The organism is Bacillus cereus group sp. MYBK216-1 (assembly GCF_051916495.1).
Lineage (GTDB): Bacteria > Bacillota > Bacilli > Bacillales > Bacillaceae_G > Bacillus_A > Bacillus_A thuringiensis_K.
Genome location: NZ_JBQAGT010000001.1, coordinates 486,199 through 512,477, shown reverse-complemented (window position 1 = coordinate 512,477; position 26,279 = coordinate 486,199). Strand labels below are relative to the sequence as shown.

The window sequence follows — 26,279 nt, the reverse complement described above, 5'->3', positions numbered from 1 at the left end:
AACCACCTTTTCATTAGAAGCCAGTTATTCCTTGTGTTAAGGCTTGAATTATCGTGCTAATGTAAGACCAAAGTACAATGAATGTTGCTATTCCAATTAAAACATTCGCAATAATAAGTGTGTAAACGAGATCTAATCCGCCATTGGCTAGTTTTAATACCGCTACAGTTATACTAATCCCTATATAAGTTGTAGCTACCGATAATAATATCGGTAAGAAAAAGATTAATAAGAAACTAAAAAGAAAAGAAAGGACTAATATGACAATAGCCGGCGTCGCTATCGTTCCCCATATACCGAATACTTCAAGAAACGAAAAAGATGATTTCATCATCTTACCACTTACAAAAATAATAAATCCGACAAATAAAGTTAAAATTAATAAAAAGAAAAAGACCGTTATAGATTCTCCAAAAAACGTGGGAGTAGGTATATCTGGTGCAAATGTTCTCGTAACTGCTGATGCTGCACTCATCATTCTATAAAAAATACATGCTCCTAAAAAACAAATAAGAATAAGACTTACAATTCCATTTCGCACTTCAATAGCGCCGCTTTTCATAATCGCTGTCGGTGCTTGTAATGCATGTTTAAAAAATTGAAAATAGCCGCTCGCAAACCGCTTCGCTTGTTCTACCGTTTCATTTGGCCCAGTTTTCTTCGCTTGTGCCGCACGTGCTTGTTCCGGCCCTTCTTCTTGACCACTACTTGCCACTACCTCTTCCGTTAACGAATGTCCACAATTCCCGCAAAATTTTGCCTCCGCTGCATTTTCTGTATGACATGACGGACATTTCATTCTCTTATCCCTCCTTAAGCATATACCATATAGGGTGTTACAAGTTCAATATATGACTTTGGACATAAAACATGACTACAAGAAAAAGATTCTGAAATCCTTCTTCCGAAAGAAAATATATGTGCTAGTAATCTTGAAAAAATGCTATTATGAAACAGAATAAATAATATTTTTAACAGATTGGATGACTGGCAATGGAATTGGTAAACTCAATTTTTCAAATATTCCTTACGAGCGTAATCCAATTATTTTCTTTAATTGGCGTTATCATTGTAATTGGATTTCTATTAGGTTATTTAGAATCACTAACACGAATGTATTGGTCGAGGGCTTTCGGAAGAAAAGGATTCCTTTTAACGGCGTGGATTGGTGTTCCGATTCACGAACTTGGACATGCCATTATGTGCGTACTGTTCCGTCATAAAATTGTAGCAACGCAGTTTTTCCCAACAGATACAAGTCAAGGAGCATTAGGTTACGTACAACATCAATACAATCAAAAAAGTGTGTATCAACGAATTGGGAATTTCTTCATCGGCATCGGGCCTATTATTTCTGGTATTACTGCATTAATCCTTTTAATGCGCTATTTCGTACCAGAATCATATTTTTTATTTAATACAACTCTCGAAAAAACGATTGCTTCTACTTCTATTAATGTAGAAATGATCCAAAACATGCTCTTATCGACGTTTGTATTATTGAAAAGCTTATTTACAATCGGCAATTTATTGAATCCTTTCTTTTGGTTATTTTTATTTATCGCCATTTGTATTTCCGCACATATCGCTTTAAGTAAACCAGACATTAAAGGATCAATAGACGGAGTTATCGTCATGTTTATCGTTTTATTTTTATTCAACATCATAGCGGGACTGTTTCAATACGACAGTAACCAGCTAATTGGACAGGTTATGAAATATAATATGTATCTCATTGCGTTTTCTAGTGTAGCACTGCTTTTCTCTTGTCTTTCTACACTTGTTAGTTTTGGGTTTTATAAAATAAGAAGAGGGCGTTCTTTTTGAACGCCCTCTTCTTATTAATTATTCCCCTTATAATCACAATGCTCAACAGGCACACGAGCATGCCCTTCTTCATCGGTACACCATGACTGTGATTGGAATGCAAGAAAGATACCAATCCATTCTTCTTCCTTTTCAAAGTGAATGAGTATCCCTCCGTCTTGCCATATACCATTATCACCTTTCCATTTCTCTACATTCCCTTGATTCATGTGAATATCATGTATACCGTTTCCTGGTTTGAAATGAAAATAGGAATCTGGTGTATTTTCTTCTGGTCCCCATCTTTCACCAAACGCGTAAATAATCGCTTTTTCTTCTATCGCTCGCTTTATATAACGTTCTATTTTTTCGTTTAAATCATTATCTGCTCCTGCTTTTTCGGGAGGCAAAGGAATCATTTGTTTTGAATCAAATAGATTTCCTCTTACATAATCTAAAGCCACTTTCGGTTCATTGTTTTTTATTTCTGTAAAACCGAATGGTAATGTCGGTAAAATATGAATTGCTTCTGATTTAATATTGTTACTCGCAAAATATAAAACTTCTGATGGATAACTTTGCGACTTTACGTTAATTGCAATACGATAATCTACTCCTGTTTCGCCCTGTAAATGAACTTGATAATGAGGTGTTTTCCCTTTTCCAATCTTTGATTGTATAACTGTACCTTTTAACACACCGTAGTTTTTTAGGGGCATACATTTCATCTCCTATTCATCTAAAATCGGCAAGGATACCCCCTACTTCAATCGTGTGAAGGGCGATAGCCCAACGATAAGTGGGGGAGGAATTGCCGGCAGATACGGTATGGTACGTTAAAAATCCTAAGATTCTGTACCATATCAAGTATCTGAAACTTCCACCTTTCCTCCTACTTTCTCTACTTAAGTTGTTTGCTTTCACTAAAAATCTGTTACAATTTAATTAGTGAAAGGCGGTGAAAATAATGCCTACAATTACTGCAAAAATACAAATCCATGTTTCCGATAATCAAGCTGAAAGTCTAAAGATAACAACGAACGCTTACCGCAAGGCTTGTAATTGGTTATCAAAACACATATTTGAAACAAAGAACCTTAATCAAGTAAATCTCAATAACTTATATTATTCTGATTTACGAAATCAATTTAGGTTAAAAAGTCAAATGGCTCAATCTGTGATGAAAACTGTAATTGCTCGTTACAAGTCGGCTAAATCAAATGGACATGAATGGTCTTTGATTGACTTCAAACTTGCAGAATATGATTTAGTCTGGAATCGAGATTATTCACTAACCAAAAACCAATTTAGTGTAAACACGCTTGAAGGTCGCCTAAAACTAAATTATGAGCGTAAGGCTATGAAGAAATACTTCAACAGCACTTGGAAATTTGGTACTGCTAAATTAGTGCATAAGTACAAAAAGTGGTTCTTACATATCCCGATGACAAAAGAGTACCAAACATTAGATTTCGCAGATGTAAACAACATCGTTGGTGTTGATTTAGGAATCAACTTCCTTGCAACCACTTATGATAGTCAGGGCAAAACAACCTTCTACAACGGAAATATTGTTAAACATAAGCGTGGTAAATTTAAAGCTACTCGTAAGCAATTACAAACACGACAAACACCATCTTCTCGTAAGAAAATAAAACAAATTGGCTCAAGAGAAAACCGTTATGTAACTGATGTAAACCATCAAATTACAAAGGCACTCGTTGAGGCATACCCTAGAGGTACTATGTTTGTTTTAGAAGACTTAACAGGGGTTCGTTCTGCGACAGAGAAAGTACGAGTGAAAAACCGCTATGTTTCTGTATCTTGGGCTTTCTATCAGTTCCGTCAAATGCTTGAGTATAAAGCTGAATTGAATGGACAAAAGGTAATTGTGGTAGACCCCAAATATACTTCCCAAACTTGCCCTAAGTGCGGAAACATTGAAAAAGCAAATCGTAATAAAAAGCTACACACTTTTAAGTGTAAAAATTGCCAATACCAATCAAATGATGACCGTATTGGTGCGATGAATCTACACCGTAAGGGAATTAAGCATATCAGTGTAGTTACCACAGGAGTATAGCTCTTGTGGTAGGGGCGAAGTCAACCGTCCTTATGCTCCACCATACTAAGGTAGGAGAGCATTGCTCGTTCGTACTACTGGGTAGGAATAAGTGTAGTTGCTCTCTATGAGGGTAGAAGCACTGTCGAACTCCGACAGACGCAAGCCCCCACTTCAAACGCCCCGTAAGGGTGTTAAGTGGCGGGTTGTTGACTTAGTAGAAGCTATTCATATTTAAATCATTATCCACTCACAAAAAAAATCCTCCTATGTTAGGGGGATTTTTAATTTCTCAACATATACCAAACAATAACCTCTACCACTACAAGTAAAACCGCACCAAAGATCATTAACGTCGTCCTCTTTAATAGTTCATTTTCACGGTAAGGGATATTACATAAGTAAGCACCTAATGTAATCCGTGATGGACAAGCGATTGTCGCTACTGATGATGCGGTGTTTTGAAGTGTTGTGACATATTGCCACGGGAGTGCTACGTTTTGTGCGGTTTGCATTTGTAGTTTTATAAACATTGCATTTGATCCTGCGTTACTACCTGTTAAAAATCCACCAATAGCGCCAATAAACGGAGCAACAAAAACGAAAAAGCTTCCAAATGTTTCACCAGCTGTTTTTGCAAGTAATGAATGCATGCCAGATGCACCCATTAGTTCTGAAATGGCGATAAACATTGTCGTCGTAATAGCAAATGGAATCCATTGTTTGATCGTTTGTGAGAATGATTGTTTAATAATATTAGACGGGATGCGGAAGAAAATAATAGTAAATAAGCAAGTCATACCGAGCCAAAATCCTGGTGAATATAGTAACTCTAGTTTGTAAGAGTATGATTTCAAATCAAGAACCGCATATGATCTGAACAAATCATGTAATGCTGGAACGAGGCGAGAAAGTAAAATACAAACTGTTAGAAATATATAAGGGCTAATAATTTTTATAATGGATACTTCTCTCTCCGTTGCAGCCGCATGTTCTGTTATAAGATTTTGCCCACTTTTTCCTTTTAATTTAATGATAAGAAAGCCAAAGGTAATCGTAACGATAGAACTTAATATCCCGGCTAGTTCAACACTTACGTACGCATTAGAAAGATATATTCCGAGAGAAAATAATAGAAAGAACCCTACTCCTTCTTTCCACTTTTCTATAACCGCTTGCCAGCCGCCAACAACGTGTAAAGAAAGAATAACGAAGTAAGCAAACATCGGAATACTTAATAGCGCTGTATTTGTACCAAGTGTTGTAAGAGGCATATTTATTAGCTGCGAACCGATAATCGTACCCGTTGCCATTGCGCCCCATGAACTAGCTAGTAAGCCGATGAATGAGAGCAGTACAGCTTGAAATGGTTTATATCCTAGTGAAAGAAAAATAGGTGCTGCAACCATGAAGCCAATACCGAATCCACTTACTGATTCAATAAGTGGGCAAATGCCAAAACACATAAGCAGCATTTGTAATAAACGATCCTGAGTAACTGCTTCTAGAAAACGTGCTACTTGATCGATGTACCCCATTTTGTTCATGAGGTGAAATAAAAAAATACCGAAAAATAAAACGTACCCGACAATAAAACAAATTAACCATCCTTTAATCGTTGCGTGCACAGTTTCACTTATCCCTAATTGAAACATTGGCGAGAATAAAACGATTCCAACAGACACAGCATAAGAAATTAACGAGGACCTTAATGACGTTTGTTTAAATAAAAATAAACAAATGAAAATCATCATAATTGGGATAAGTGCCAACAATATGGCCATGTTATCATCTCATTTCGTTTAAAATACAATTTTTAACTATTATATAACAGATGCTATAATTTTCAATTGTTTTTACAACAGATTCAAAAAAGGAACCAAACGGTTCCTTTTCATTCACTCCCATTTTCTATTATCCTGAAAAACTGTCTGCTTTCCGACTATTTCTTTCAACACAACAAACACAATGTAAGTACATATTGCTTGCAATATAATATTCCAAAATTTCATTAATGTAAATGAATGAATCCGTAGAAATAATTCGTTTAATAATACAATCGAAACGATACTAAATAATTCTATACTAATTGAAAATAGACATATTTCTAAAATAGACTGTTCTTGAATGCGATTTAAGTTGGAAAAGATGAATACATATCCTAAAAATAGAGCCATTAACTCTATTTTCGTCATGCTAATTAGCCAAGCGTATAGCGGTACAGTTAAAAATAGATATAGTAGTTTACGTCTTAGCATGCCTTCTCTCCCCTTTAATTATATGTATTTTCTGTATATTTTAACATTTATTACGCAAAACAAAAAGAAGAGACTACGCCTCTTCTTTTTGTTTTGTTGCATATATTAATTCACATATTTCTTCTCGCTTTTCATTTTCTAAAAGCTCAATGATCTTACTTCCAACGACAACGCCGTCGCATATTGTAACCATTTCTTCTACATGTTCTTTTGTTGAGATGCCGAATCCAGCGACTACTGGTAAGTTGACGTGTGATTTTACTTTTTCTAAGTAACTATGAATCTCCTCTTTAAAATTTTGACGTACTCCTGTTACGCCCGCTACTGTAACGGCGTATACGAATCCTTCTGATTCACTCGTAATTTTTTTGATTCGCTCAATTGGGCTCGTTACGGTAACGAGTGGAATTAAAGCGATATTCGCCTCTCGAAGGAGCGGCGCAATAATATCTTGTTCTTCATACGGTAAATCTGGAACGATGATGCCGTCTACACCCGCTTCTAAGCATCTCTCAATGAATTGTTCTTTTCCGAATGCGAGTACTGGATTTAAATATGTCATGAGTACAAACGGAATTTGTACGTCTTTCCTTACCTCTATCAATGCTTGAAAAATGCCTTTTACTGTTACACCGCCATCTAGCGCTCGTTTCCCTGCTCTTTGAATCGTTGGACCGTCTGCAACTGGATCTGAAAACGGGATGCCAATTTCAACGATGCTCGCTCCCGCTTCATCTAAAAAACGAATTCTTTCTTTTAATTTTTCAAGACCACCATCTCCGCCCATTACGTACGGAATAAATGCTTTCTTACCACTTTCAAACGCTGCTTTAATTTTTTCTACTCCCATTTTTCACACCTCTTCCATATAACGTTTTATACTCTCTACATCTTTATCGCCGCGGCCAGATAAACAAATGACAAGTCCCTCATCTTCCTTCATTTTCGGAGCTAATTTTAATGCGTATGCGACAGCATGTGAACTTTCTAACGCTGGGATAATGCCTTCTTTTCTCGTTAATAATTGAAATGCTTCTAATGCTTCTTCGTCTGTTATCGAATGATAAGAAACGCGGCCAATATCTTTTAGCAAACTATGTTCTGGACCAACACCTGGATAATCAAGTCCTGCTGAAATAGAGTGAGCTTCTTGAATTTGTCCTTCTTCATTTTGTAGAAGATACATCATCGATCCGTGTAAAACGCCGACGCTTCCTTTCGTTAAAGTCGCTGCATGCTTTTCTGTATGAACGCCTTTTCCAGCTGCTTCTACGCCGTAAAGAGTGACTTCTTCATCGTGTACGAATGGATAAAACATTCCCATCGCATTACTACCACCACCAATACAAGCAACGACTGCTTCTGGTAACTTTCCTTCTAACGCCTCATATTGTTTTTTCGTTTCATTTCCAATTACACTTTGGAAATCACGGACAATTTGCGGGAATGGATGTGGTCCGAGAACAGATCCCATAATGTAGTGCGTATCATGCACATGTGAAACCCAGTAACGAAGCGCCTCGTTTACCGCATCTTTTAATGTACCGCTACCTGCCGCTACACTTTCTACTTTCGCTCCGAGTAATTCCATTCGGAACACATTTAATTTTTGACGTCTTACATCTTCTTCTCCCATAAAAATGACGCATTCTAATCCGAGAAGAGCACATACAGTAGCTGTTGCGACTCCGTGTTGTCCAGCTCCTGTTTCAGCGACAACTTTTTTCTTGCCCATTCGTACCGCAAGAAGCGCCTGACCAATTGTATTGTTAATTTTATGAGCCCCTGTATGATTCAAATCTTCACGTTTTAAATAAATCTTTGCACCTCCGCAATACTCCGTCATATTCTCAGCGAAATAAAGCGGTGTTTCTCTTCCGACATACGTTTTTAAATAATGATTTAATTCCTTTTGAAATGCTTCATCTTCCATCGCCTCTTTATACGCTTCTTCTAGTTCTAATACAGATTGCATTAACGTTTCTGGAACGTATCGTCCTCCATATATACCGTAGTGACCTTTTTCATCTGGATATGCGTAATTCATTTGGAACACTCCTTCGCTTTTTTAATAAATTGTTTTATTTTCTCTACATCTTTCTTTCCTTCCGTCTCTACTCCGCTACTTACATCAACCATATATGGTCGAACAGTTTGAATTGCTTCTTCTATATTAAGAGCGTTTAATCCACCAGCTAATATCGTTTTCTCTCGTAATTCTTTTGGCATATACCCAAGTAATTCCCAAGAAAATGTCTTTCCATTTCCTCCGTGAAACTTTTCCTTCGGGCTATCAAATAATATATAATCCGTTTCATACCCTTGGGCGTTTTTCATATCACTCTCTGAAGTTACTCCTAGCGACTTTATAGACGGAATATTCAATCTTCTAATTTGATAATTGTCTTCATCCCCATGTAGTTGTACATGTGTTAACCCGCACTCATCTGCAATTTTCTGGATCACTTCTACTGATTCATTTACGAAAACACCGATTTTTAACACGTTGGCTGGAAGCTCCTGAATGATTTCTTCCGCTCTCTTTGGAGTGATTTTCCGCTTACTTTCTGCAAAAACAAATCCGAGTGCATCTGCTCCGTATTCGCAAGCACGTTTTGCTGTTTCCATATCAGTGATGCCGCAAATTTTCACTTTCATATGTTCACCTTACAATCTTCAAAAAAGGTACGAATAGAAGATGATGTCATAAGTGCTTCTCCAACTAATACACCTTTTGCTCCAGCTCTTTTAACACGGATAATATCCTCTTTTGAATGAATCCCGCTTTCGCTAATCCAAAGTAATTTCTCCTCATTTAATCGTTTTCCAAGCTTTTCTGTTTGGCCTAAATCGACTTCGAATGTTTTTAAATTACGGTTGTTAATACCGATAACGTGTGGATTTAATTCGATTGCAATTTCTAATTCCTCTTCATCATGAACTTCAACAATTGCTTCTAATCTTTTTTCTCGTACATAGCTATATAGCTCTTTTAATTTCTCTTTCGTTAAAGCTGCTACAATTAATAAAATAATATCTGCGCCAGCTTCATATGCTCTATCAATTTGAATCTTATCGATTATGAAATCTTTACATAAAAGCGGAATGTTACTTTCTTCTCTTGCCGTTTGTAAATCATGAAACGACCCTTTAAAAAATTGACCGTCTGTTAAAACAGAAACTGCTCCTGCGCCACATTCTTCGTATGTTTTCACTTGTTTTCGTACATCAACGTGTAAATTGATATCTCCTTTTGATGGTGACGCTCGCTTTACTTCTGCAATAACAGTAAACTGCTGTAATGCTTCTACGAGTGAATGTGTCTTTCTTTTTGCTTTTACTGGTGTATATATTTCACATAACTCCGCAACTTCCTTTTTCTTCTGTTCTACAATTTTATCTAAAATCGTCTCCACTTTAGTTCACCCTTTCTAATTTTTCGTTGCTTGCTGCAATTAATAAGTTTAATTTGGCTAATGCTTTTCCAGAGTCAATGCTATGTGCCGCGAGTTTAATTCCTTCTTCAATCGTTTCCGTTTTTCCATTTGCGAAAAGAGCTAGACCTGCATTTAATAAAACGGTATCGCGGTAAACACTCTTTTCTCCGCTCAATACGCCGACTGTAATCTTTGCATTTTCTTTCGAATCCCCGCCTCTAATCTCTTCATTGTTCACTATTGAGAAACCGTATTTCTCAGGTTCAATACTCGTTTCTACTATTTCATTATCTTTTAAAAGAACTACGTGATTTTCCCCTTGTAATGATGCTTCATCTAAAAAACCACTTCCATTTACGACAAGCGCTTGTTTCCGGCCTAACTTTTGTAATACTTGTGCAACTGGTAATAACATATCTCGTTTATAAATACCGACAAATTGTGTTTCTAAATTCACTGGATTTGTTAAAGGGCCAATTAAATTAAAGATCGTCGGAACATTTAATTCTTTTCTTATTTTCATAATGCGCCTTAATGCTGGGTGCATCGCTGGTGCGAATAAAAATGCGATTCCGACATGTTCTAATAAATAATCAATTTCGTTTGGCGTACTACTAATATTTACACCGAGTTCTTCTAATAAATCTGCACTTCCTGTTTTACTAGAAACAGCGCGATTACCATGTTTTGCAACCTTTACACCTGCTCCTGCCAGTACGAATGCTGATGTTGTGCTAATATTAAACGTTTGGGCACCATCACCACCTGTCCCGCAATTGTCCATCGCGCCTTGTATATGGTTGGAAAATGGTAATGCCTTTTCACGAAGAGCTCGAACGAGACCGTATATTTCTTCTGCTGTTTCACCTTTCGCTTTCAGTAATACTAAAAAAGCTGCAATTTCACTTTCCAATATGTTTTCATTTAATAAAAGAAGCCCTGCTTTATACATTTCCTCTTCTGTTAAATGTTGCCCCTCCACTAATTTACGAAGATAGTTATTCATACTCTTTCCTCCTCTTTCACTTCGCCTAAAAAGGCATGTATTAACTTTCCGCCTTCTTCTGTTGCGATTGATTCCGGATGAAACTGTAATCCGAAGAGCGGATAATAATTGTGACGAACTGCCATTATTTCTCCGTCGTCCATCGCTGTCGCTAATATGTCAAAACACTCTGGCAAGCTCGTTTGCTCTGCAACAAGGGAATGATAGCGCATTGCTGTTAGCGGCTGCATCACATATGAAAAGATTGACGTTCCGTTATGTTTCACACGCGATGTTTTTCCGTGTCTAATACGTTCTGCTCTAACAATGTCTCCTCCAAATGCAGCTATGATCGCTTGGTGGCCAAGACAAATCCCTAATATAGGAACGTTCTTATAAAAATGACCGATGACGTCGATACAAATGCCAGCATCCTCTGGTTTTCCTGGTCCTGGTGAAAGTACAATTCCTCTTGGATTCATCTCTTCTAACTGTTTTATCGTTATTTCATCATTTCTTACAACTACAATTTCTTCTTCATGTTTGCCTAACAGCTGGTACAAGTTATATGTGAACGAATCGTAATTATCGATAAGTACAATCATTTCATTACCTCCAAAAGCGCTCTCGCTTTATTTAATGTTTCTTCATATTCAGCTACTGGATCTGAATCGTAAACGACTCCTGCTCCTGCCTGAACGTATGCTTTTTCATCCTTTACGACCATCGTTCGGATGGCGAGCGCCATATCAAGATTTCCTGAAAAACTAACGTATCCAACTGCACCAGCGTATACATTTCTTTTTTCATTCTCTAGTTCATTTATAATTTCCATCGCTCTAATTTTCGGAGCTCCAGAAACCGTCCCTGCTGGTAAGCAATATGCTAACGCATCAAATTCGCTCATTTGTTTTCGCAATGTTCCGTAAACTTCAGATACAATGTGCATAACGTGAGAGTATTTTTCTACTTTCATATATTTATCTATCGTAACCGAGCCAATTTCGCTCACTCTACCAATATCGTTTCGCCCAAGATCTACAAGCATCATATGCTCTGCTCGCTCTTTCTCATTGCCTAACAGTTCTTTTGCGATTTCCTCATCTTCCCTCTTCGTTTTCCCTCTTGGTCTCGTACCAGCAATTGGATTCGTCATCACTTTATCCTCCCTTACTGATAGTAAACTTTCCGGCGAAGAACCGAGTACAACATAATCTTGGAAATCGATATAAAACATATATGGTGATGGATTTGCAATTCGAAGTTTTCGATATAACGCGAATGGATCACCAATACATTCACTTTGTAAACGCTGTGACAGTACGACTTGGAATATATCTCCCGCTCTTACATATTCTTTGGCCATTTCTACCATCTCACAAAACTCTTTTTCCGTTATAGAAGAAGTGAATGATAATGTGGATGGTATTGCATTTACTTCAGCTTCTTCTCCTTGTAGCACTTCTTCTTTGTATACTCGTAGTCTTTCGTATACTTCCTCATAATTTGCTGAATCATCTTCCCTGCATACATATACAAACGATAACTTTTGGCGTAAATGATCGTAAACGATAAACTCACGATATAGTAAAAGGTGTACTTCCGGAATATTTAATGGGTCGTGTAAATCCGCTCCAATGTTTTCATACTGCCGAATGACATCATATCCAATATAACCAACTGCTCCTCCGCAAAATGGAAATGGACTGTCTACTTGTGATGGTGCAACTACTTCTTCTAACACTTGTAGTACGTTACCTTGTAACTTTTCTGCGCGGCCGAAAATCGTTCGTTCCACTTCCGTACCAACGCTTTTCACTTCTCCATAAGGATTACATCCTAAGTAAGAATAACGCCCTTTATCTTGATGAAGCTGTGAACTTTCTAATAAGAATTTCTTCTTCCCTTTCATACGTCTATATAAAGAAATTGGCGTAATGCTATCCCCTTCTTCTTCAGTGATTACTAAAAATGTCTTTCTCTCTCTTTTTTGTTTTATAAATTCTTCTTTCGTCATCATGTCCTTCACCTCGCCCTGAAAAATAAAAAAGTCCTCTACATATCGAAAATATGTAGAGGACGATAAATATACCGCGGTACCACCTCGTGTTGGATGCAAAAGCATCCCGCTTTGTTCAGGTACAAAATTTATACCTTATCCTTGTAACGGCGGAACCCGGGTTGCCTACTGAATATAATTGTTCAGCATACCTCTCGTAAGCCCATTCCGTATATGGCACCGTACCGGGCTCCCACCTATTCCCGGCTCTCTGTAACGTCTCCAATATACGTACTCTTCTTACTTAAACGATTTCATTTATTTAATTTTTTATACACAAAAAGGGAGTACTCATCCTATAGAAAGGACGGGTACTCCCGTGGTGCCACCTTAATTCGTTACAAATGTAACGCACTTTACCGTATCAAAAACAATACGTGTCTCTTGTATCGATGAGATCATGTCGCCAAAGCCTACTTCTTTCGTTTCGGTTTGGAAGCTCCGAAGCCCATTCCACATCAATTCCATACTGATTCGCACCAACCATCAGCTCTCTGACATGTTCATCATGTGTACTCTTCTTCATCAACGCTTGCATTTTTTTAAGTTGCACTCATTATAGACCTGAATTTTTTCACAAGTCAATACTTTTTTAAAAATTTTATTTTTCTTTCCTTTCAATATTATATTGACAAAACAACCTCTTTTTATGTAAATATAATAAATACTCTATTAAAAATAAGGTTTTTTGTATGAATATTATATATTAAAAAAGTAAAATGACACCAAAAAACGCTTACATTTCTGAAAATTCGTATTTCTATATGGATTTTTCAGAATAATCATGATAGATTATAAAGTGAAACTTTAATCAGTGGGGGGTGTTCATCCCCACTGATTATTAGTTGAACCAATCGGGCATTTACGGGCAGTTGATCTCCCACCTAACTTCCTTGCACAGCCAATTTTAAGGTGGGAGTTTTACTACCCGTTAATGCGGGATAAATATGCATAACGCATCAAAAGACATGACAAAAGGAAGGGGAACTATATGAGTACGCAGATGTTAACTTTAACTTCAATCTCTATCTACATGCTCGGGATGTTAGTAATTGGCTATTTCGCCTATAAACGAACGTCCAACTTAACAGATTATATGCTTGGCGGGCGTACACTAGGACCCGCAGTAACGGCATTAAGTGCTGGAGCATCCGATATGAGTGGTTGGCTTTTAATGGGATTACCAGGTGCAATGTTTAGCGTTGGATTAAGTAGTAGTTGGATTGCGATCGGCCTAACACTAGGCGCATACGCAAACTGGCTTTATGTTGCTCCTCGCTTACGTACCTACTCAGAAATTGCAAATAACTCTATTACTATTCCAGAATTTTTGGAACACCGTTTCCACGACAAATCTCATATGCTACGTTTAGTATCTGGACTTGTTATTATGATTTTCTTTACTTTCTATGTAGCTTCAGGATTAGTTTCAGGCGCTGTATTATTTGAAAATTCATTTGGCATGAACTATCATGTTGGATTATTCATTGTAGCAGGCGTTGTTGTAGCTTACACATTATTTGGTGGTTTCTTAGCAGTAAGTTGGACAGACTTCGTGCAAGGAATCATTATGGTAGTTGCTCTTATTCTTGTTCCTATCGTAACAATTATGAATTCGAACGGACTTGGACCTGCATTTGATACAATTCGATCTGTAGATCCAACACGTCTAGATATTTTTAAAGGTGCCTCTACTTTAGGAATGATTTCTCTATTCGCATGGGGCCTTGGTTATGTCGGACAACCTCATATTATCGTACGCTTTATGGCAATTTCTTCTGTAAAAGAACTTAAAAGCGCACGAAGAATTGGTATGAGCTGGATGATTTTCTCTGTTGTTGGAGCTATGTTTACTGGTCTTATTGGTATTGCTTACTATTCACAACAAGAGTTAACATTATCTAACCCAGAAACAATTTTCCTTGAACTTGGGAAAATTTTATTCCACCCACTTATTACTGGATTTTTATTAGCCGCTATTTTAGCAGCGATTATGAGTACAATCTCATCTCAGTTACTCGTTACTTCTAGTGCCGTAACGGAAGACTTATATCGTACATTCTTCAAACGTTCTGCATCTGATAAAGAACTTGTATTTGTCGGTCGTATGGCTGTACTTGTTATTGCATTAGTTGGGTGCGCTTTAGCGTTTAAACAAAATGATACGATTTTAGCTCTTGTTGGATACGCTTGGGCTGGTTTTGGTTCTTCATTCGGACCTGCTATTTTATTAAGCTTATATTGGAAACGTATGACGAAATGGGGCGCGCTTGCTGGTATGATTTCTGGTGCCGCTACAGTCATTATTTGGACTCAATTCAAATTCTTAAAAGATTTCTTATATGAAATGATTCCAGGTTTTGCTATTAGTTTACTAGCCATCGTAATTGTTAGTTTACTAACACAACCTTCAAAAGAAGTTGAAGAGCAATTTGAGGATTTCGAAAAACAACATCGTCATAATTTATAAAAAAATCTCTGCTGTTATCGTAACAGCAGAGATTTTTTACAGTTCGACAATCTTCTTATCAAATTTAACAAATTCTTTATGTTTCGTTAAATTTAACATAACACTACTCCTTTATAGTATGAGTATCAGCACTTATACAGAAAGGGGACTCCAACATGTTAGCAGCTTTCCAGCAACAACAAACACGAAAATTTTCACCTATCACAAATACTTCTGCGTCTTGTTTAAACATGCAACCTAACCCGCCTAAAATTTCAATTGCTCCTTCTGTTATTTCAGTCATCGGTGTTCATATGGAAAAACATAAATTAAAAATAAAAACGGGACAAAACATTGTGTTAGCAGCTTCCATTTTGCCAATACAAGCAACGAATAAAGAGCTTATTTGGTCAAATATGAATTCTGATATCATCACCATATATCCAAAAGGTGACACCGTGACGATTACTGGAAAAAGTGCAGGTAAAGCAGTCGTAATTGTCACAACTGCTGAAGGCAAATTCCGTGACCTATGTGTCATTCATGTACAACCTTATATGACAAATCCAAAGTAAAAGAGTGGCTTCATAGCCACTCTTTTACTTGATTTCAATATTTAAGTTTTTACTTTTTACAAGGTTAATAAATTATTCTTTATTTCTTGGAGAAATAATTTCTGTTTTATGTGTATCGTAAACAATTTCAAGTCGGTCAAATGATAATGCATGAGCTGCTATTGGATTTTTCGTATTTGAAATTTGTTTTATATCTCTTATAAATATACGTTTTGTAACGAGACCCGATCTAATTGTAATTATTTCTTCCCCGGCAATATATTTTGCCAAAAACCAACTCCAGCTAAACAACATTGCTAATGGAATTGTAAAAAGCAAAAGAAAATATTCTCTCCCTACAAAAATTGTCGCAAAATAAGCACCAAAAACAATGAAAACAAGTGGATATAACCATGTATCTTTTTTTGATGGAAATTCGATTTCCATCCCCCTTCTATGCCCATATTTCTATAAAACAAAAAGAGAAGTATCACAACTTCTCTTTTCTCCCCTAACACTATAATTCCTGTGTATACACCGGCTCGTTTACGACGTTTTTTGCTGTACGTTTTTGTTGCTGCAGTAAGAAAACAGATACACCAAACAATACGAGCATGCTACCGATAATTTGCATTGCATTTAATTTTTCTCCAAGTAAGAAGAACGCAAGTATAGATGCTCCAACAGGTTCTCCTAAAATACTCATTGAAATTGTCGTTGCATTTACATAATTTAACAGCCAATTATTAATTACATGTGACACTGTCGGCACAACCGCAAGTAAAAGAAAAACGGTCCAATCCCATTTCGTATAACCTGTAAAAGGTACTTGTAATATGACATTATAAATCCCCATAAAAAGACCTGCGAACGCAAAGACTGTAAAACTATAAATCCAGTGTGATACTTTCTTTACTGTCGTTTGCCCGATAAATAAATAACCGACAACTGCTATTACACTTAGAAAGGATAATATGTCTCCATAAATTGCTTGCTTACTTAACCCTAAATCTCCCCAACCAATGCACATTACCCCTAAAATAGCGATTCCCATCGTTGCAATGGCTGAATATGTTGTTCTTTCTTTAAACAGAAAAAAACCTCCAACTAAAGATACGATCGGTTGAAGTGCCAAAATAATTGTTGAACTAGCAACTGTTGTATGCTTTAAAGATTCAAACCATAAAAGAAAATGAAGTGCTAAAAAGAAACCAGATCCAATTAAAAAGCCCCAATCTTTCATTTGAATCCTATTAAATTCCTCTCTTTTTTTCCATACGATAGGCAGCATAATAAGTACGATAATCCATAAGCGGTACATACTTAATATTGAAGATGGTGCTGAGGACATCTTTACAAAAACTGCTGCAAAGGAAATGGCAATTATAGAAATAGCCAATGGTAGTGCGATTGATTTTTCTTGTTTCAAATCCTGTCTCCCCTCTCACCTGTCAAAAATCCCACTTCATTATATCCGTTTTCTTTCGTAACTTAAATACTAATTTTTTAGATTCTTCGTACCATTATGGTAAAATAGAAATTAAGGCGCCAATTAGTGAATATTTCTTTCCTTTTCACTACAAGCGTCGCTCTTACAATCGTTACAGTAAATTTTTATTTAGGGGGATCTACATGAGTCAAACAATAGGGAGAATTGAAGAAATTTCATTTTATAGCGCATCACTTCAAGAAGACGTTACACTTCTCGTTTATTTACCTGTAAATTACACACCACTGCACAAACATACAGTTGTAATTGCACAAGATGGTAGAGATTATTTTCAGCTCGGTAAAGCGCACCGTGTAATTGAGCGCCTTCGTGAAACCGAAGAAATTGACCGTACAATTATTGTCGGTATTCCATATAAAAATGTACATGATCGTAAAGAAAAATATTTCCCAAATGAAGTGAAAAATGCTGCATATATTCGTTTCCTTGCTCATGAACTTGCACCATACATTGATGAAAATTATCCAACGTACCAAATGGGAAAAGGTCGTGTTTTAATTGGTGATTCTCTTGGCGGAACAGTTTCCTTTATGACTGCACTTATGTATCCGCATACATTCGGTAAAGTCGTTATGCAATCACCATTTGTGGATGAGACAGTGATGAACTTAGCAAAAGAATTCAAAGATCCACAGGCGTTAGAACTGTATCACGTCATCGGTACAGAAGAAACGGCTGTAAAGCGTACTGATGGACAAGTATCGGATTTCGTAGGGCCGAACCGTGAGTTAAATAAGCTTCTTACGGATAGAAATTTCATCACGCATTACGAGGAGTTTGAAGGCAATCATACTTGGAAATATTGGCAAACTGATTTACCGAAAGCCTTCTCTCATATTCTAGCAATGAAATAATAGAGAGCAGTATTCAGAATAATTTGATATAATAGATAAAGAGATTTATTTATCTCAAAATCTAACTAGACTTACAAAGGGAGGAATTGGAACATGAAATTAGGCATTGTAATTTTTCCATCTAAAATGATTCAAGATAAAGCGAACGGATTGCGTAAACGTTATGACCCGCACTACGCATTAGTTCCACCACATATTACATTGAAAACACCCTTTGAGGCGCAAGATGAACAATTAGAGTCGATTGTAAACGAATTACATACAATCGCAAGTAAAACGAACCCTTTCACCCTTCATGTTGGGAAAGTTGGTTCATTCGCACCTGTTAATAACGTCCTTTACTTTAAAGTAGAAAAAACACCTGAACTTACTTTCTTAAATGAAGAAATGCATAGCGGGTTATTCACGCAAGAACGCGAATATGCTTTCGTACCTCATTTAACAATCGGACAAGGCTTATCAGATGCAGAGCATGCTGATGTTTTGGGCCGATTACGTATGAAAGATTTCTATTACGAACAGCCAATTGATCGTTTCCATCTTCTATATCAATTAGAAAATGGAACATGGACTGTACACGAAACATTCCGTCTTGGAAAGGGGAACAACTAATTTGCACGCACAGATTGTACAAACGGACGAACAACTAAGAGATGCATTCTCTGTACGTAAACAAGTGTTTGTAAATGAACAACGTGTCTCTGCTGAAGAAGAGTACGATGAGTTTGAAGAAACTTCCACACACGTTGTTATATATGACAATGATGTTCCAGTTGGTGCTGGACGTTTTCGCACCCTTGATGGTATAGGAAAAATGGAACGCATTTGCGTGTTAGGTTCCCATCGTAAAAAAGGTATCGGAAAAATTGTTATGGATGCGCTTGAAGCGTATGCAAAGGAAAATTCGTTACCGAAATTGAAACTTCATGCTCAAACACATGCTGAAGATTTCTATAAAAAACTTGGATATGTAACAAGTTCTGATGTATTTATGGAAGCAAATATCCCGCACGTCATAATGATAAAAGAATTGTAATTTGAAAGCAGGAGGTGACCCCTCCTGTTTTTTTACATTGCTATTTTCTTTTTCTTCCGCTAAAGTTAAATGTTGATGCTATAGTTTTGAAGGTGAACATATGACACAAGAAAAATTTTCACAAAAATCGTTAACACACGCTGATATTCCGCGTGCGACATATCATATTCCGAAAACATCTACCCATTTAATTATGGAAGAAGATGTAGATGCGGCTTATTTCCGCGCTCTAGAACAACAAAATGTTTTTTTAAACGAAAAACAATTAGAAGCTGTGCGCACAACAGAAGGTCCTGTTCTTACACTAGCTGGTGCCGGAAGCGGGAAAACATCTGTTTTAACAACTCGCGTTGGTTATTTAGTAAATGTAAAACAAGTTCATCCACGAAATATTTTATTACTTACATTTACACAAAAAGCTGCTGAAGAAATCCGAAGTCGTGTTGCGAAGTTACCAGGTATGAACCATGCAGCAAGTAGCTACGTAGTTGCTGGTACATTCCACTCTGTTTTCTTAAAATTGCTTCGTAGTCAAGGGTATAATCAACAAATTTTAGCAAATGAAAAACATAAACAAATTATGATAAAGAAAATCTTAAAAGAATTGCGTTTAAAAGACGATTACGATGCTGAAACGATGCTCGCGATGATTTCACTTGAAAAAAACAAATTAAATCGTCCGAAAGATGTAAAAGCGAAAACACCAGTGGAACAAGAATTTAAAGAAGTATATGAACGTTTTGAAGAGGTAAAACAACGATACAATTATATTGATTTCGATGACATCTTATTGGAAACATATTATATGTTAGAAAATAATGCTCCTTTACTAACTCAATTACAACAACGTTTTCACTACATTGAAGTAGATGAGTTTCAAGATACATCCTATGCACAATATGAAATTGTAAAATTGTTAGCCACGCCAAGAAATAATTTGTTCATCGCAGGTGATGATGATCAAGCAATTTATGGCTGGCGAGGGGCAAGTCACCAAATTATTTTATCTTTTCCAAAAGAATTTGATAACACAACAATTATTGCACTAAATACGAATTATCGATCCAATCCCTTTATCGTCGGGCTTGGAAATGAAGTTATAAAATTAAATCAAGAACGTTTTGATAAAGAGCTATACTCCGTTCGCGAGGAAGGTGTACAACCTTTTTATGCACGACCTGCTACGACTCTTGATGAAGCAAATCAAATTTTACAGCTCATTCAAGAAAAAGTAGATAGCGGTGACCGAAACTATAAAGATTTTTGTTTACTGTATCGCACACATTCTGTAAGTCGTTCGTTACTTGATCAGCTTACCATTCATAAAATCCCGTTTATTAAACACGGGGCGAGCCAATCATTTTATGAACATTCTTTAATTAAGCCTGTATTAGATCATTTAAGACTCGTGATTGAGCCGTTTCGGCTAGAATCACTTTCAAACATATTGCCGACGATGTATATCGGACGTGATGATTGTATTTCATTTATTGAACGTGAACAATGGAAATATGGTGAGGGACGCTTCCCTTCTCTTCTTCATTTCTTACTATTAAATCCAAGCTTAAAACCTTTTCAAGTGAAAAAGGTAAATGAGCGCATCGATTTTATTAAGTTTATTAAAGAATTAGAACCGAAAAAAGCATTAAAAGAAATTATTCATGGTAAAGGAAAATATTTAGAGTACTTACAAAGTAACGATCGTTCTTCCTTTACGATGCATAAAGACATACAAGAAGAAATGTTGGAAGAATTAATGGAGTCTGCAACTCGTTTCACCGATATTCCAGCTTATTTACAATTTATCGACGAGGCGATTCAAGGTCAAAAAGAAATGGAAGCATTAAAAACAATGCCGCAAAAAGATGCCGTTTCACTTATGTCAATCCATAACGCAAAAGGCCTTGAATTTCCATGTGTCTTTTTACTTGGAGCGAGTGATGGAATCCTGCCCCATACTTCTTCTTTAAAAGATGCAAATGATCGTATTACGGAAACTTCTGAAGCGTTAGAAGAAGAACGCCGATTACTGTATGTCGCCATTACACGTGCAAAAGAAGAACTTTACATTTCTTCTCCGCAATTTTTCAGAGGAAAGAAATTAGATATATCTCGTTTTTTATATACTGTGCGAAAAGATTTACCTGAAAAGACATCCACTAAATAAGGATGTCTTTTTTTATATCACGTTATGTACATCCCTCCTATATAAATTCCCTGTTTTTATCGTGAGAATTAACGTAATATCAGCCATATCCCACTCATATTGTAATAGTGTATGTCAGAACTCACGAGAAGGAGTGAACATAATGAGCTGCAATTGTAACGAAGACCATCATGAACATGATTGTGATTTCAACTGTGTATCTAATGTCGTTCGCTTTATACATGAACTGCAAGAATGTGCAACGACAACATGTGGATCTGGTTGCGAAGTTCCATTTTTAGGAGCACATAACACTGCATCAGTAGCGAATACACGTCCTTTTATTTTATACACAAAAGCCGGAGCACCTTTTGAAGCATTTGCACCATCTTCAAGCCTTACTAGTTGCCGATCTCCAATTTTCCGCGTAGAAAGTATAGATGATGATGACTGTGCTGTATTACGTGTATTAACTGTAGTATTAGGTGATAACTCACCCGTACCACCTACTGATGACCCAATTTGTACGTTTTTAGCTGTACCAAATGCAAGATTAGTATCAACCTCTACTTGCATTACTGTTGATTTAAGTTGCTTCTGTGCTATTCAATGCTTACGCGATGTTACAATTTAAAACTAAATAATGAGTTAAGTATGGATTGGGTGGCAGATAATTCTGCCACCCAATCCATGCTTAAAGAGTATTATTATGTAAATTTCTTAAAATTGGGAACTTGTCTAGAACATAGAACCTGTCCTTTTCATTAACTGAAAGTAGAAACAGATAAAGGAGTGAAAAACATGTTCTCTTCTGATTGCGAATTTACTAAAATTGATTGTGAGGCAAAGCCAGCTAGTACACTACCTGCCTTCGGTTTTGCTTTCAACGCGTCTGCACCTCAGTTCGCTTCACTATTTACACCACTACTATTACCTAGCGTAAGTCCAAACCCAAATATTACTGTTCCAGTAATAAATGATACAGTAAGTGTTGGAGATGGCATTCGAATTCTACGAGCTGGTATTTATCAAATCAGTTATACATTAACGATTAGTCTTGATAACGCACCTGTAGCACCAGAAGCTGGTCGTTTCTTCTTATCATTAAATACGCCAGCTAACATTATTCCTGGATCGGGTACAGCGGTTCGTTCTAACGTTATTGGTACTGGTGAAGTAGACGTATCCAGCGGTGTTATTCTTATTAACTTAAATCCTGGTGACTTAATTCAAATTGTACCAGTTGAGTTAATTGGAACTGTAGACGTCCGTGCAGCAGCATTAACAGTTGCACAAATTAGCTAGTAAAAAGCGGTATTTCTAATACAGAAATACCGCTTTTTATATGTATAATAAAAAACACTCACAGTAACATGAGTGTTTCATTCTTCATATTGTTTTATTGTGTTCTTCTTTTTCCCACAATTACATCCCTTTTTCTTCACAAATCCTTGTTGTTGCAATTGTTCTTGATATGCCTGTTGTTGTGCATGGTGCTGTTGCTGTATTTGATACCACTGCTGCAGGTCATATGAATTTTGCCTTGGATTATTGCTCACAGCAAACATCTCCTCTACTGTCAATTCTGTCTATTTACTATATGAACAACTCTTTATTTCCGTTCCCTCATTCTTTTAAACTCCGCTTTTTCTCTTATTATGAAAATATATTATTCTCCCATAAAATATCCTGTAATCGTTTCAATGATTGCTGCTGCTCCTGCAATAGCCAATAATGCAAGTAACGGCTCCGCAACAATAGGAATCCAATTATATAAAACTAATAAAAAAGCACTAACCCATACACCTGTACACCAATAACAGCTTAATAATTCGCCAATCCACTTTCTTAATCCTTTACCTTTCACTTTTGTAAACGTTGATACACTTCCATCTGGCTCCGTAATCTCTAATTCATCAATAAATGGTCTTCGCAAAAAGGCTGTAATTTTATCATAAACAATTAAACGAGTGAGCCTAAAGGCTGCTAACGCGAAAATAAAAAATAAAAGCCAGCTTGTAAACAGCATAATTCCACCTTCCCTTATCCTCTTTCGCCTATTTAAAAAAAAAGGTCTTGAGATTGTGACCAAATCTCCTCGACTCCAATATCTTATTAATGTAAATACAAACAAGAAGATAAGGAGTGACATTAATGAGTTGTAACGAAAATAAACACCATGGCTCTTCTCATTGTGTAGTTGACGTTGTAAAATTCATCAATGAATTACAAGATTGTTCTACAACAACGTGTGGATCTGGTTGTGAAATTCCATTTTTAGGTGCACACAATACTGCATCAGTAGCAAATACACGTCCTTTTATTTTATACACAAAAACTGGAGAACCTTTTGAAGCATTTGCACCATCTGCAAGCCTTGTTGGCTGCCGATCTCCAATTTTCCGTGTGGAAAGTGTAGATGATGATAGCTGTGCTGTACTACGTGTATTAAGTGTAGTATTAGGTGATAGCTCTCCTGTACCACCTACTGATGACCCAATTTGTACGTTTTTAGCTGTACCAAATGCAAGACTAGTATCGACATCTACTTGCATTACTGTTGATTTAAGCTGTTTCTGTGCGATTCAGTGCTTACGCGACGTTACTATCTAATGTGAAGTGAACTAAAAAACTATTGGGGTGGTAGAAGCTTTCTACCACCTTTACATATTTAAAAGCCGGCCATACTAATCGATTGGATATCATCTATAGACAACCTAATATCTCTCATACTATTTTGCGGCATAATAGATACGATGCCATTACGATACGATATGATTGATCCAACATAAGAAACTGTAGCTGTTTTTATTCTACACCTTACTTTCGGAATGTAATGAGGGCGGTTTAATAAAAAATGAATTTTTTCATCATTATTCATATCCTTAAATGATTTATTATACGGGACGGTTCTTACCTGCTCTTGTTCTTCTTGTTCTTCTTGTTCTTCTTGTTCTTCTTTTTCTTCTTTTTCCTCTTCTTCTATTTTTCCTTCCACTTGCTGTTCTTCTTGCTTCTCTTCTTGTTGTTCTTGTTCTATTACCTCTTCCACAGCACTACTTACAATATTTTCTTGTCTATTACTTTTTTCTTTTTGATCTTCATTTTCAAAGTTTGTCAGGATAATCCTTTTTATTTTCGGTGCAGCAAGTTCTAAACTTACTTGCGTAATATATAACAACGGTTTTCCAACTGTTGAACTTTTATTTTTATTCTTCACACTCGTCCCTCCCACTTCCATACGTAGCTGAATAAATCGTGTACTATTATAGTTATATTCATCACGTGGCAAGAACTTTCGTTAAAAATCGTTCTTTCTAAGAACAAATAAAAAGGACAATCTCAGCATTTAGAGATTGTCCTTTAAAAATTAATATTATATTTATCCTAGGATATGATACCCTGAATCAACGTGAATGTTTTCTCCTGTTACACCGCGTGCTAAATCACTGAATAGGAATACTGCTGTATCGCCAACTTCTTCTTGCGTTGTTGTACGACGAAGTGGTGCGCGCTCCTCAATTTCTCTTAAGATTGAGTTGAAATCGCCTACACCTTTTGCAGATAACGTACGAATTGGTCCTGCAGAAATAGCGTTGACGCGAATACCATGTTGACCTAAATCGTTCGCTAAATATTTCACGCTCGCTTCTAATGAAGCTTTCGCAACACCCATAACGTTATAATTTTTCACAACGCGCTCGCCGCCAAGATATGTTAACGTTAAAATATTTCCGCCTTCTGTCATTACTTTCTTCGCTTCTCTTGCTACAGCTGTTAAAGAGAATGCACTAATATTTTGTGCAAGTAAAAATCCATCGCGAGAAGTATCTACAAATTCACCTTTTAAGTCATCGCGATTTGCAAAAGCAATACAATGTGCTACACCGTGAATAGTACCTACTTCTTGTTTAATTGTTTCAAAACAAGCTGTAAGTTCCTCATCATTCGTTACATCACAAGGTAATACAAGTGATTCTTGCCCTTCTAATGTGTCCGCTAATTCACGAACGTTTCTTTCTAAACGTTCTCCTGCATATGTGAAGATTAATTTTGCACCTGCATTATGCAAAGAGCGAGCAATTCCCCATGCAATACTTCTTTGGTTCGCAACGCCCATAACAACAAATGTTTTCCCTTGTAATAGTTCCATGATATATCCTCCCAGAAATACTTATACTTGTTATTAGTACCTGATACTATAATTATAGTAACATAAAACCGCTTAAAGGCAAACAAAAAAGTCATTAACAGAAATTTGTTAATGACTTTTGGTTTCTATAAAAAAGCGCTCTAATCCTTCTTCCCAAGACGGCATTTGTAAAAAACCATTTAATCGTAGCATGTTATGTTGAAAGATAGAATATTTGGGCCTTGCAGCCGCAGCTCCGAATTCTTCCGTTGAAACAGGTAATACATTCACTTTCATATTGGCGTACGAAAATATTTTTTGTGCAAATTCAAACCAAGAGCATGAACCTCTGTTTGATACGTGGTATGTACCGTATAAAGAAGTATGAATGAGCTTATTAATAACCATATTTAAATCCGCCACATACGTAGGAGAGCCAACTTGATCCGCTACAACAGATATTTCATCTCTTTCTTTTCCTAATCGTATCATCGTTTTTACGAAATTATTTCCATATTTACCATATAGCCACGATGTGCGAACGATAAAATATTTATTATGTAACTCTTTGACGAACTGCTCCCCCGCATACTTAGAGGCTCCATATATATTTACCGGAGCAGGACTATGAAATTCATCGTACCCCTCTGGTCTGGCGCCTTGAAATACATAATCAGTACTAATATAAACTAGCTTCGCCCCTACTAATTGTGAAGCGACCGCTACATTTCGAGCTCCAATTGCATTTATTCTATATGCAAGATCCTGTTCTTTCTCTGCATGATCTACTTTCGTATAGGCAGCACAATGAATAATTATATGTGGTTTTATTTCTTGTACCACTTGTTGTATTCGGGATATATTTGTGACATCTAGTAACTTTTTATCAAATGCATATATATCATATTCTTCAGAGTTTAACTCTTCAAATAGTTGCTTTCCTAATTGGCCGTTTGCTCCTGTTATGATAACCCTCTCTTTCATTTAACAT

29 protein-coding genes and 2 other annotated features are annotated in these 26,279 nt (G+C 36.6%); of the genes, 11 read left to right on the top strand and 18 right to left on the bottom strand.

Annotated features, from left to right (window positions below):
* Positions 1-13: 13 nt before the first annotated feature.
* Positions 14-799 (bottom strand): zinc ribbon domain-containing protein, encoded by a 786-nt coding sequence (locus tag ACTFRH_RS02745; protein WP_000650092.1) that lies wholly within the window; start codon positions 797-799, stop codon positions 14-16.
* Positions 800-993: 194 nt separating this feature from the next.
* Between ACTFRH_RS02745 and ACTFRH_RS02740 the strand changes: the two genes are divergently transcribed.
* Positions 994-1,827, top strand: coding sequence for a hypothetical protein (locus ACTFRH_RS02740; RefSeq protein ID WP_000424501.1), 834 nt, complete (start codon positions 994-996; stop codon positions 1,825-1,827).
* 14 nt (positions 1,828-1,841) lie between these two features.
* On the opposite strand, the gene ACTFRH_RS02735 is transcribed toward ACTFRH_RS02740, so the two are convergent.
* A complete protein-coding gene (locus ACTFRH_RS02735) occupies positions 1,842-2,525 on the bottom strand; it encodes a DUF2278 family protein (RefSeq protein ID WP_001128605.1) in 684 nt (227 codons plus the stop codon).
* Between the two features lie 248 nt (positions 2,526-2,773).
* On the opposite strand from ACTFRH_RS02735, the gene ACTFRH_RS02730 reads away from it, so the two are divergent.
* Complete coding sequence (locus tag ACTFRH_RS02730; protein WP_001142359.1) at positions 2,774-3,889, top strand: RNA-guided endonuclease InsQ/TnpB family protein; 1,116 nt, start codon at positions 2,774-2,776, stop codon at positions 3,887-3,889.
* A 263-nt stretch (positions 3,890-4,152) separates the two neighbouring features.
* Here the strand turns inward: ACTFRH_RS02730 and ACTFRH_RS02725 are convergent, their stop codons facing one another.
* The 9 genes from ACTFRH_RS02725 to trpE all read right to left on the bottom strand — a co-directional run bounded on the left by ACTFRH_RS02725 (position 4,153) and on the right by trpE (position 12,568).
* Positions 4,153-5,652, bottom strand: coding sequence for an L-lactate permease (locus ACTFRH_RS02725; RefSeq protein WP_000996236.1), 1,500 nt, complete (start codon positions 5,650-5,652; stop codon positions 4,153-4,155).
* A gap of 114 nt (positions 5,653-5,766) precedes the next feature.
* Entirely contained in the window at positions 5,767-6,126 is a 360-nt protein-coding gene (locus ACTFRH_RS02720; RefSeq protein WP_000946131.1) for a DUF4029 domain-containing protein, read from the bottom strand.
* Between the two features lie 73 nt (positions 6,127-6,199).
* Positions 6,200-6,976, bottom strand: a complete 777-nt coding sequence (gene trpA / locus ACTFRH_RS02715; protein ID WP_000537840.1) for a tryptophan synthase subunit alpha — start codon at positions 6,974-6,976, stop codon at positions 6,200-6,202.
* A 3-nt stretch (positions 6,977-6,979) separates the two neighbouring features.
* Positions 6,980-8,173, bottom strand: coding sequence for a tryptophan synthase subunit beta (gene trpB, locus ACTFRH_RS02710; protein ID WP_001105002.1), 1,194 nt, complete (start codon positions 8,171-8,173; stop codon positions 6,980-6,982).
* The gene (locus ACTFRH_RS02705) at positions 8,170-8,784 is read right to left on the bottom strand and encodes a phosphoribosylanthranilate isomerase (RefSeq protein ID WP_000865119.1); all 615 of its coding nucleotides are present in this window, start codon (positions 8,782-8,784) and stop codon (positions 8,170-8,172) included. The genes trpB and ACTFRH_RS02705 overlap by 4 nt, the downstream gene beginning before the upstream one ends.
* Positions 8,781-9,542 (bottom strand): indole-3-glycerol phosphate synthase TrpC, encoded by a 762-nt coding sequence (gene trpC / locus ACTFRH_RS02700; protein ID WP_000447789.1) that lies wholly within the window; start codon positions 9,540-9,542, stop codon positions 8,781-8,783. The genes ACTFRH_RS02705 and trpC overlap by 4 nt, the downstream gene beginning before the upstream one ends.
* 1 nt (position 9,543) lies before the next feature.
* A complete protein-coding gene (gene trpD / locus ACTFRH_RS02695; protein WP_001067349.1) occupies positions 9,544-10,569 on the bottom strand; it encodes an anthranilate phosphoribosyltransferase in 1,026 nt (341 codons plus the stop codon).
* Complete coding sequence (locus tag ACTFRH_RS02690; RefSeq protein WP_000636359.1) at positions 10,566-11,153, bottom strand: anthranilate synthase component II; 588 nt, start codon at positions 11,151-11,153, stop codon at positions 10,566-10,568. The genes trpD and ACTFRH_RS02690 overlap by 4 nt, the downstream gene beginning before the upstream one ends.
* On the bottom strand, positions 11,150-12,568 hold the full coding sequence (trpE, locus tag ACTFRH_RS02685) for an anthranilate synthase component I (protein ID WP_033702971.1): 1,419 nt from the start codon (positions 12,566-12,568) through the stop codon (positions 11,150-11,152). Before trpE ends, ACTFRH_RS02690 begins: the two co-directional genes overlap by 4 nt.
* 52 nt (positions 12,569-12,620) lie before the next feature.
* Positions 12,621-12,865 (bottom strand) — a binding site (T-box leader).
* A gap of 42 nt (positions 12,866-12,907) precedes the next feature.
* Positions 12,908-13,145, bottom strand: a binding site (T-box leader).
* Positions 13,146-13,598: 453 nt separating this feature from the next.
* Here trpE and putP point away from each other — a divergent pair.
* Both putP and ACTFRH_RS02675 read left to right on the top strand, forming a co-directional pair.
* Complete coding sequence (gene putP, locus ACTFRH_RS02680; protein WP_000107210.1) at positions 13,599-15,077, top strand: sodium/proline symporter PutP; 1,479 nt, start codon at positions 13,599-13,601, stop codon at positions 15,075-15,077.
* Between the two features lie 155 nt (positions 15,078-15,232).
* Positions 15,233-15,631: an Ig-like domain-containing protein gene (locus ACTFRH_RS02675; protein ID WP_000878730.1), complete on the top strand. Its 399-nt coding sequence runs from the start codon at positions 15,233-15,235 to the stop codon at positions 15,629-15,631.
* Positions 15,632-15,703: 72 nt separating this feature from the next.
* Here the strand turns inward: ACTFRH_RS02675 and ACTFRH_RS02670 are convergent, their stop codons facing one another.
* Complete coding sequence (locus tag ACTFRH_RS02670; RefSeq protein ID WP_046945139.1) at positions 15,704-16,051, bottom strand: PH domain-containing protein; 348 nt, start codon at positions 16,049-16,051, stop codon at positions 15,704-15,706.
* A 76-nt stretch (positions 16,052-16,127) separates the two neighbouring features.
* Positions 16,128-17,039: a DMT family transporter gene (locus ACTFRH_RS02665; RefSeq protein WP_000806939.1), complete on the bottom strand. Its 912-nt coding sequence runs from the start codon at positions 17,037-17,039 to the stop codon at positions 16,128-16,130.
* Between the two features lie 203 nt (positions 17,040-17,242).
* Here ACTFRH_RS02665 and ACTFRH_RS02660 point away from each other — a divergent pair, with 203 nt between their 5' ends.
* The 6 genes from ACTFRH_RS02660 to exsF all read left to right on the top strand — a co-directional run bounded on the left by ACTFRH_RS02660 (position 17,243) and on the right by exsF (position 22,461).
* A complete protein-coding gene (locus ACTFRH_RS02660) occupies positions 17,243-17,974 on the top strand; it encodes an alpha/beta hydrolase (protein ID WP_000084011.1) in 732 nt (243 codons plus the stop codon).
* Positions 17,975-18,067: 93 nt separating this feature from the next.
* The gene (locus ACTFRH_RS02655; RefSeq protein ID WP_000765863.1) at positions 18,068-18,586 is read left to right on the top strand and encodes a YjcG family protein; all 519 of its coding nucleotides are present in this window, start codon (positions 18,068-18,070) and stop codon (positions 18,584-18,586) included.
* A 1-nt stretch (position 18,587) separates the two neighbouring features.
* Positions 18,588-19,010, top strand: a complete 423-nt coding sequence (locus ACTFRH_RS02650) for a GNAT family N-acetyltransferase (protein WP_000543304.1) — start codon at positions 18,588-18,590, stop codon at positions 19,008-19,010.
* 100 nt (positions 19,011-19,110) lie between these two features.
* Positions 19,111-21,177: an ATP-dependent helicase gene (locus ACTFRH_RS02645; RefSeq protein WP_000191198.1), complete on the top strand. Its 2,067-nt coding sequence runs from the start codon at positions 19,111-19,113 to the stop codon at positions 21,175-21,177.
* Between the two features lie 142 nt (positions 21,178-21,319).
* Positions 21,320-21,790 (top strand): spore coat protein CotY, encoded by a 471-nt coding sequence (gene cotY, locus ACTFRH_RS02640; protein WP_001277698.1) that lies wholly within the window; start codon positions 21,320-21,322, stop codon positions 21,788-21,790.
* Between the two features lie 167 nt (positions 21,791-21,957).
* Positions 21,958-22,461: an exosporium protein ExsF gene (gene exsF, locus ACTFRH_RS02635; protein ID WP_000492936.1), complete on the top strand. Its 504-nt coding sequence runs from the start codon at positions 21,958-21,960 to the stop codon at positions 22,459-22,461.
* Between the two features lie 77 nt (positions 22,462-22,538).
* On the opposite strand, the gene ACTFRH_RS02630 is transcribed toward exsF, so the two are convergent.
* Both ACTFRH_RS02630 and ACTFRH_RS02625 read right to left on the bottom strand, forming a co-directional pair.
* Positions 22,539-22,724, bottom strand: coding sequence for a hypothetical protein (locus ACTFRH_RS02630; RefSeq protein WP_033672524.1), 186 nt, complete (start codon positions 22,722-22,724; stop codon positions 22,539-22,541).
* Positions 22,725-22,825: 101 nt separating this feature from the next.
* Positions 22,826-23,185: a DUF1360 domain-containing protein gene (locus ACTFRH_RS02625; RefSeq protein ID WP_000899662.1), complete on the bottom strand. Its 360-nt coding sequence runs from the start codon at positions 23,183-23,185 to the stop codon at positions 22,826-22,828.
* 125 nt (positions 23,186-23,310) lie between these two features.
* Between ACTFRH_RS02625 and exsY the strand changes: the two genes are divergently transcribed.
* Positions 23,311-23,769 (top strand): exosporium assembly protein ExsY, encoded by a 459-nt coding sequence (gene exsY, locus ACTFRH_RS02620; protein ID WP_001277741.1) that lies wholly within the window; start codon positions 23,311-23,313, stop codon positions 23,767-23,769.
* A gap of 58 nt (positions 23,770-23,827) precedes the next feature.
* On the opposite strand, the gene ACTFRH_RS02615 is transcribed toward exsY, so the two are convergent.
* The 3 genes from ACTFRH_RS02615 to rfbD form a co-directional block, all read right to left on the bottom strand.
* Positions 23,828-24,397: a spore coat CotO family protein gene (locus ACTFRH_RS02615; protein WP_003300431.1), complete on the bottom strand. Its 570-nt coding sequence runs from the start codon at positions 24,395-24,397 to the stop codon at positions 23,828-23,830.
* 141 nt (positions 24,398-24,538) lie between these two features.
* Positions 24,539-25,309, bottom strand: a complete 771-nt coding sequence (gene fabI / locus ACTFRH_RS02610) for an enoyl-ACP reductase FabI (RefSeq protein WP_000421886.1) — start codon at positions 25,307-25,309, stop codon at positions 24,539-24,541.
* A gap of 108 nt (positions 25,310-25,417) precedes the next feature.
* A complete protein-coding gene (gene rfbD, locus ACTFRH_RS02605) occupies positions 25,418-26,272 on the bottom strand; it encodes a dTDP-4-dehydrorhamnose reductase (protein WP_000664658.1) in 855 nt (284 codons plus the stop codon).
* Positions 26,273-26,279: the final 7 nt, after the last annotated feature.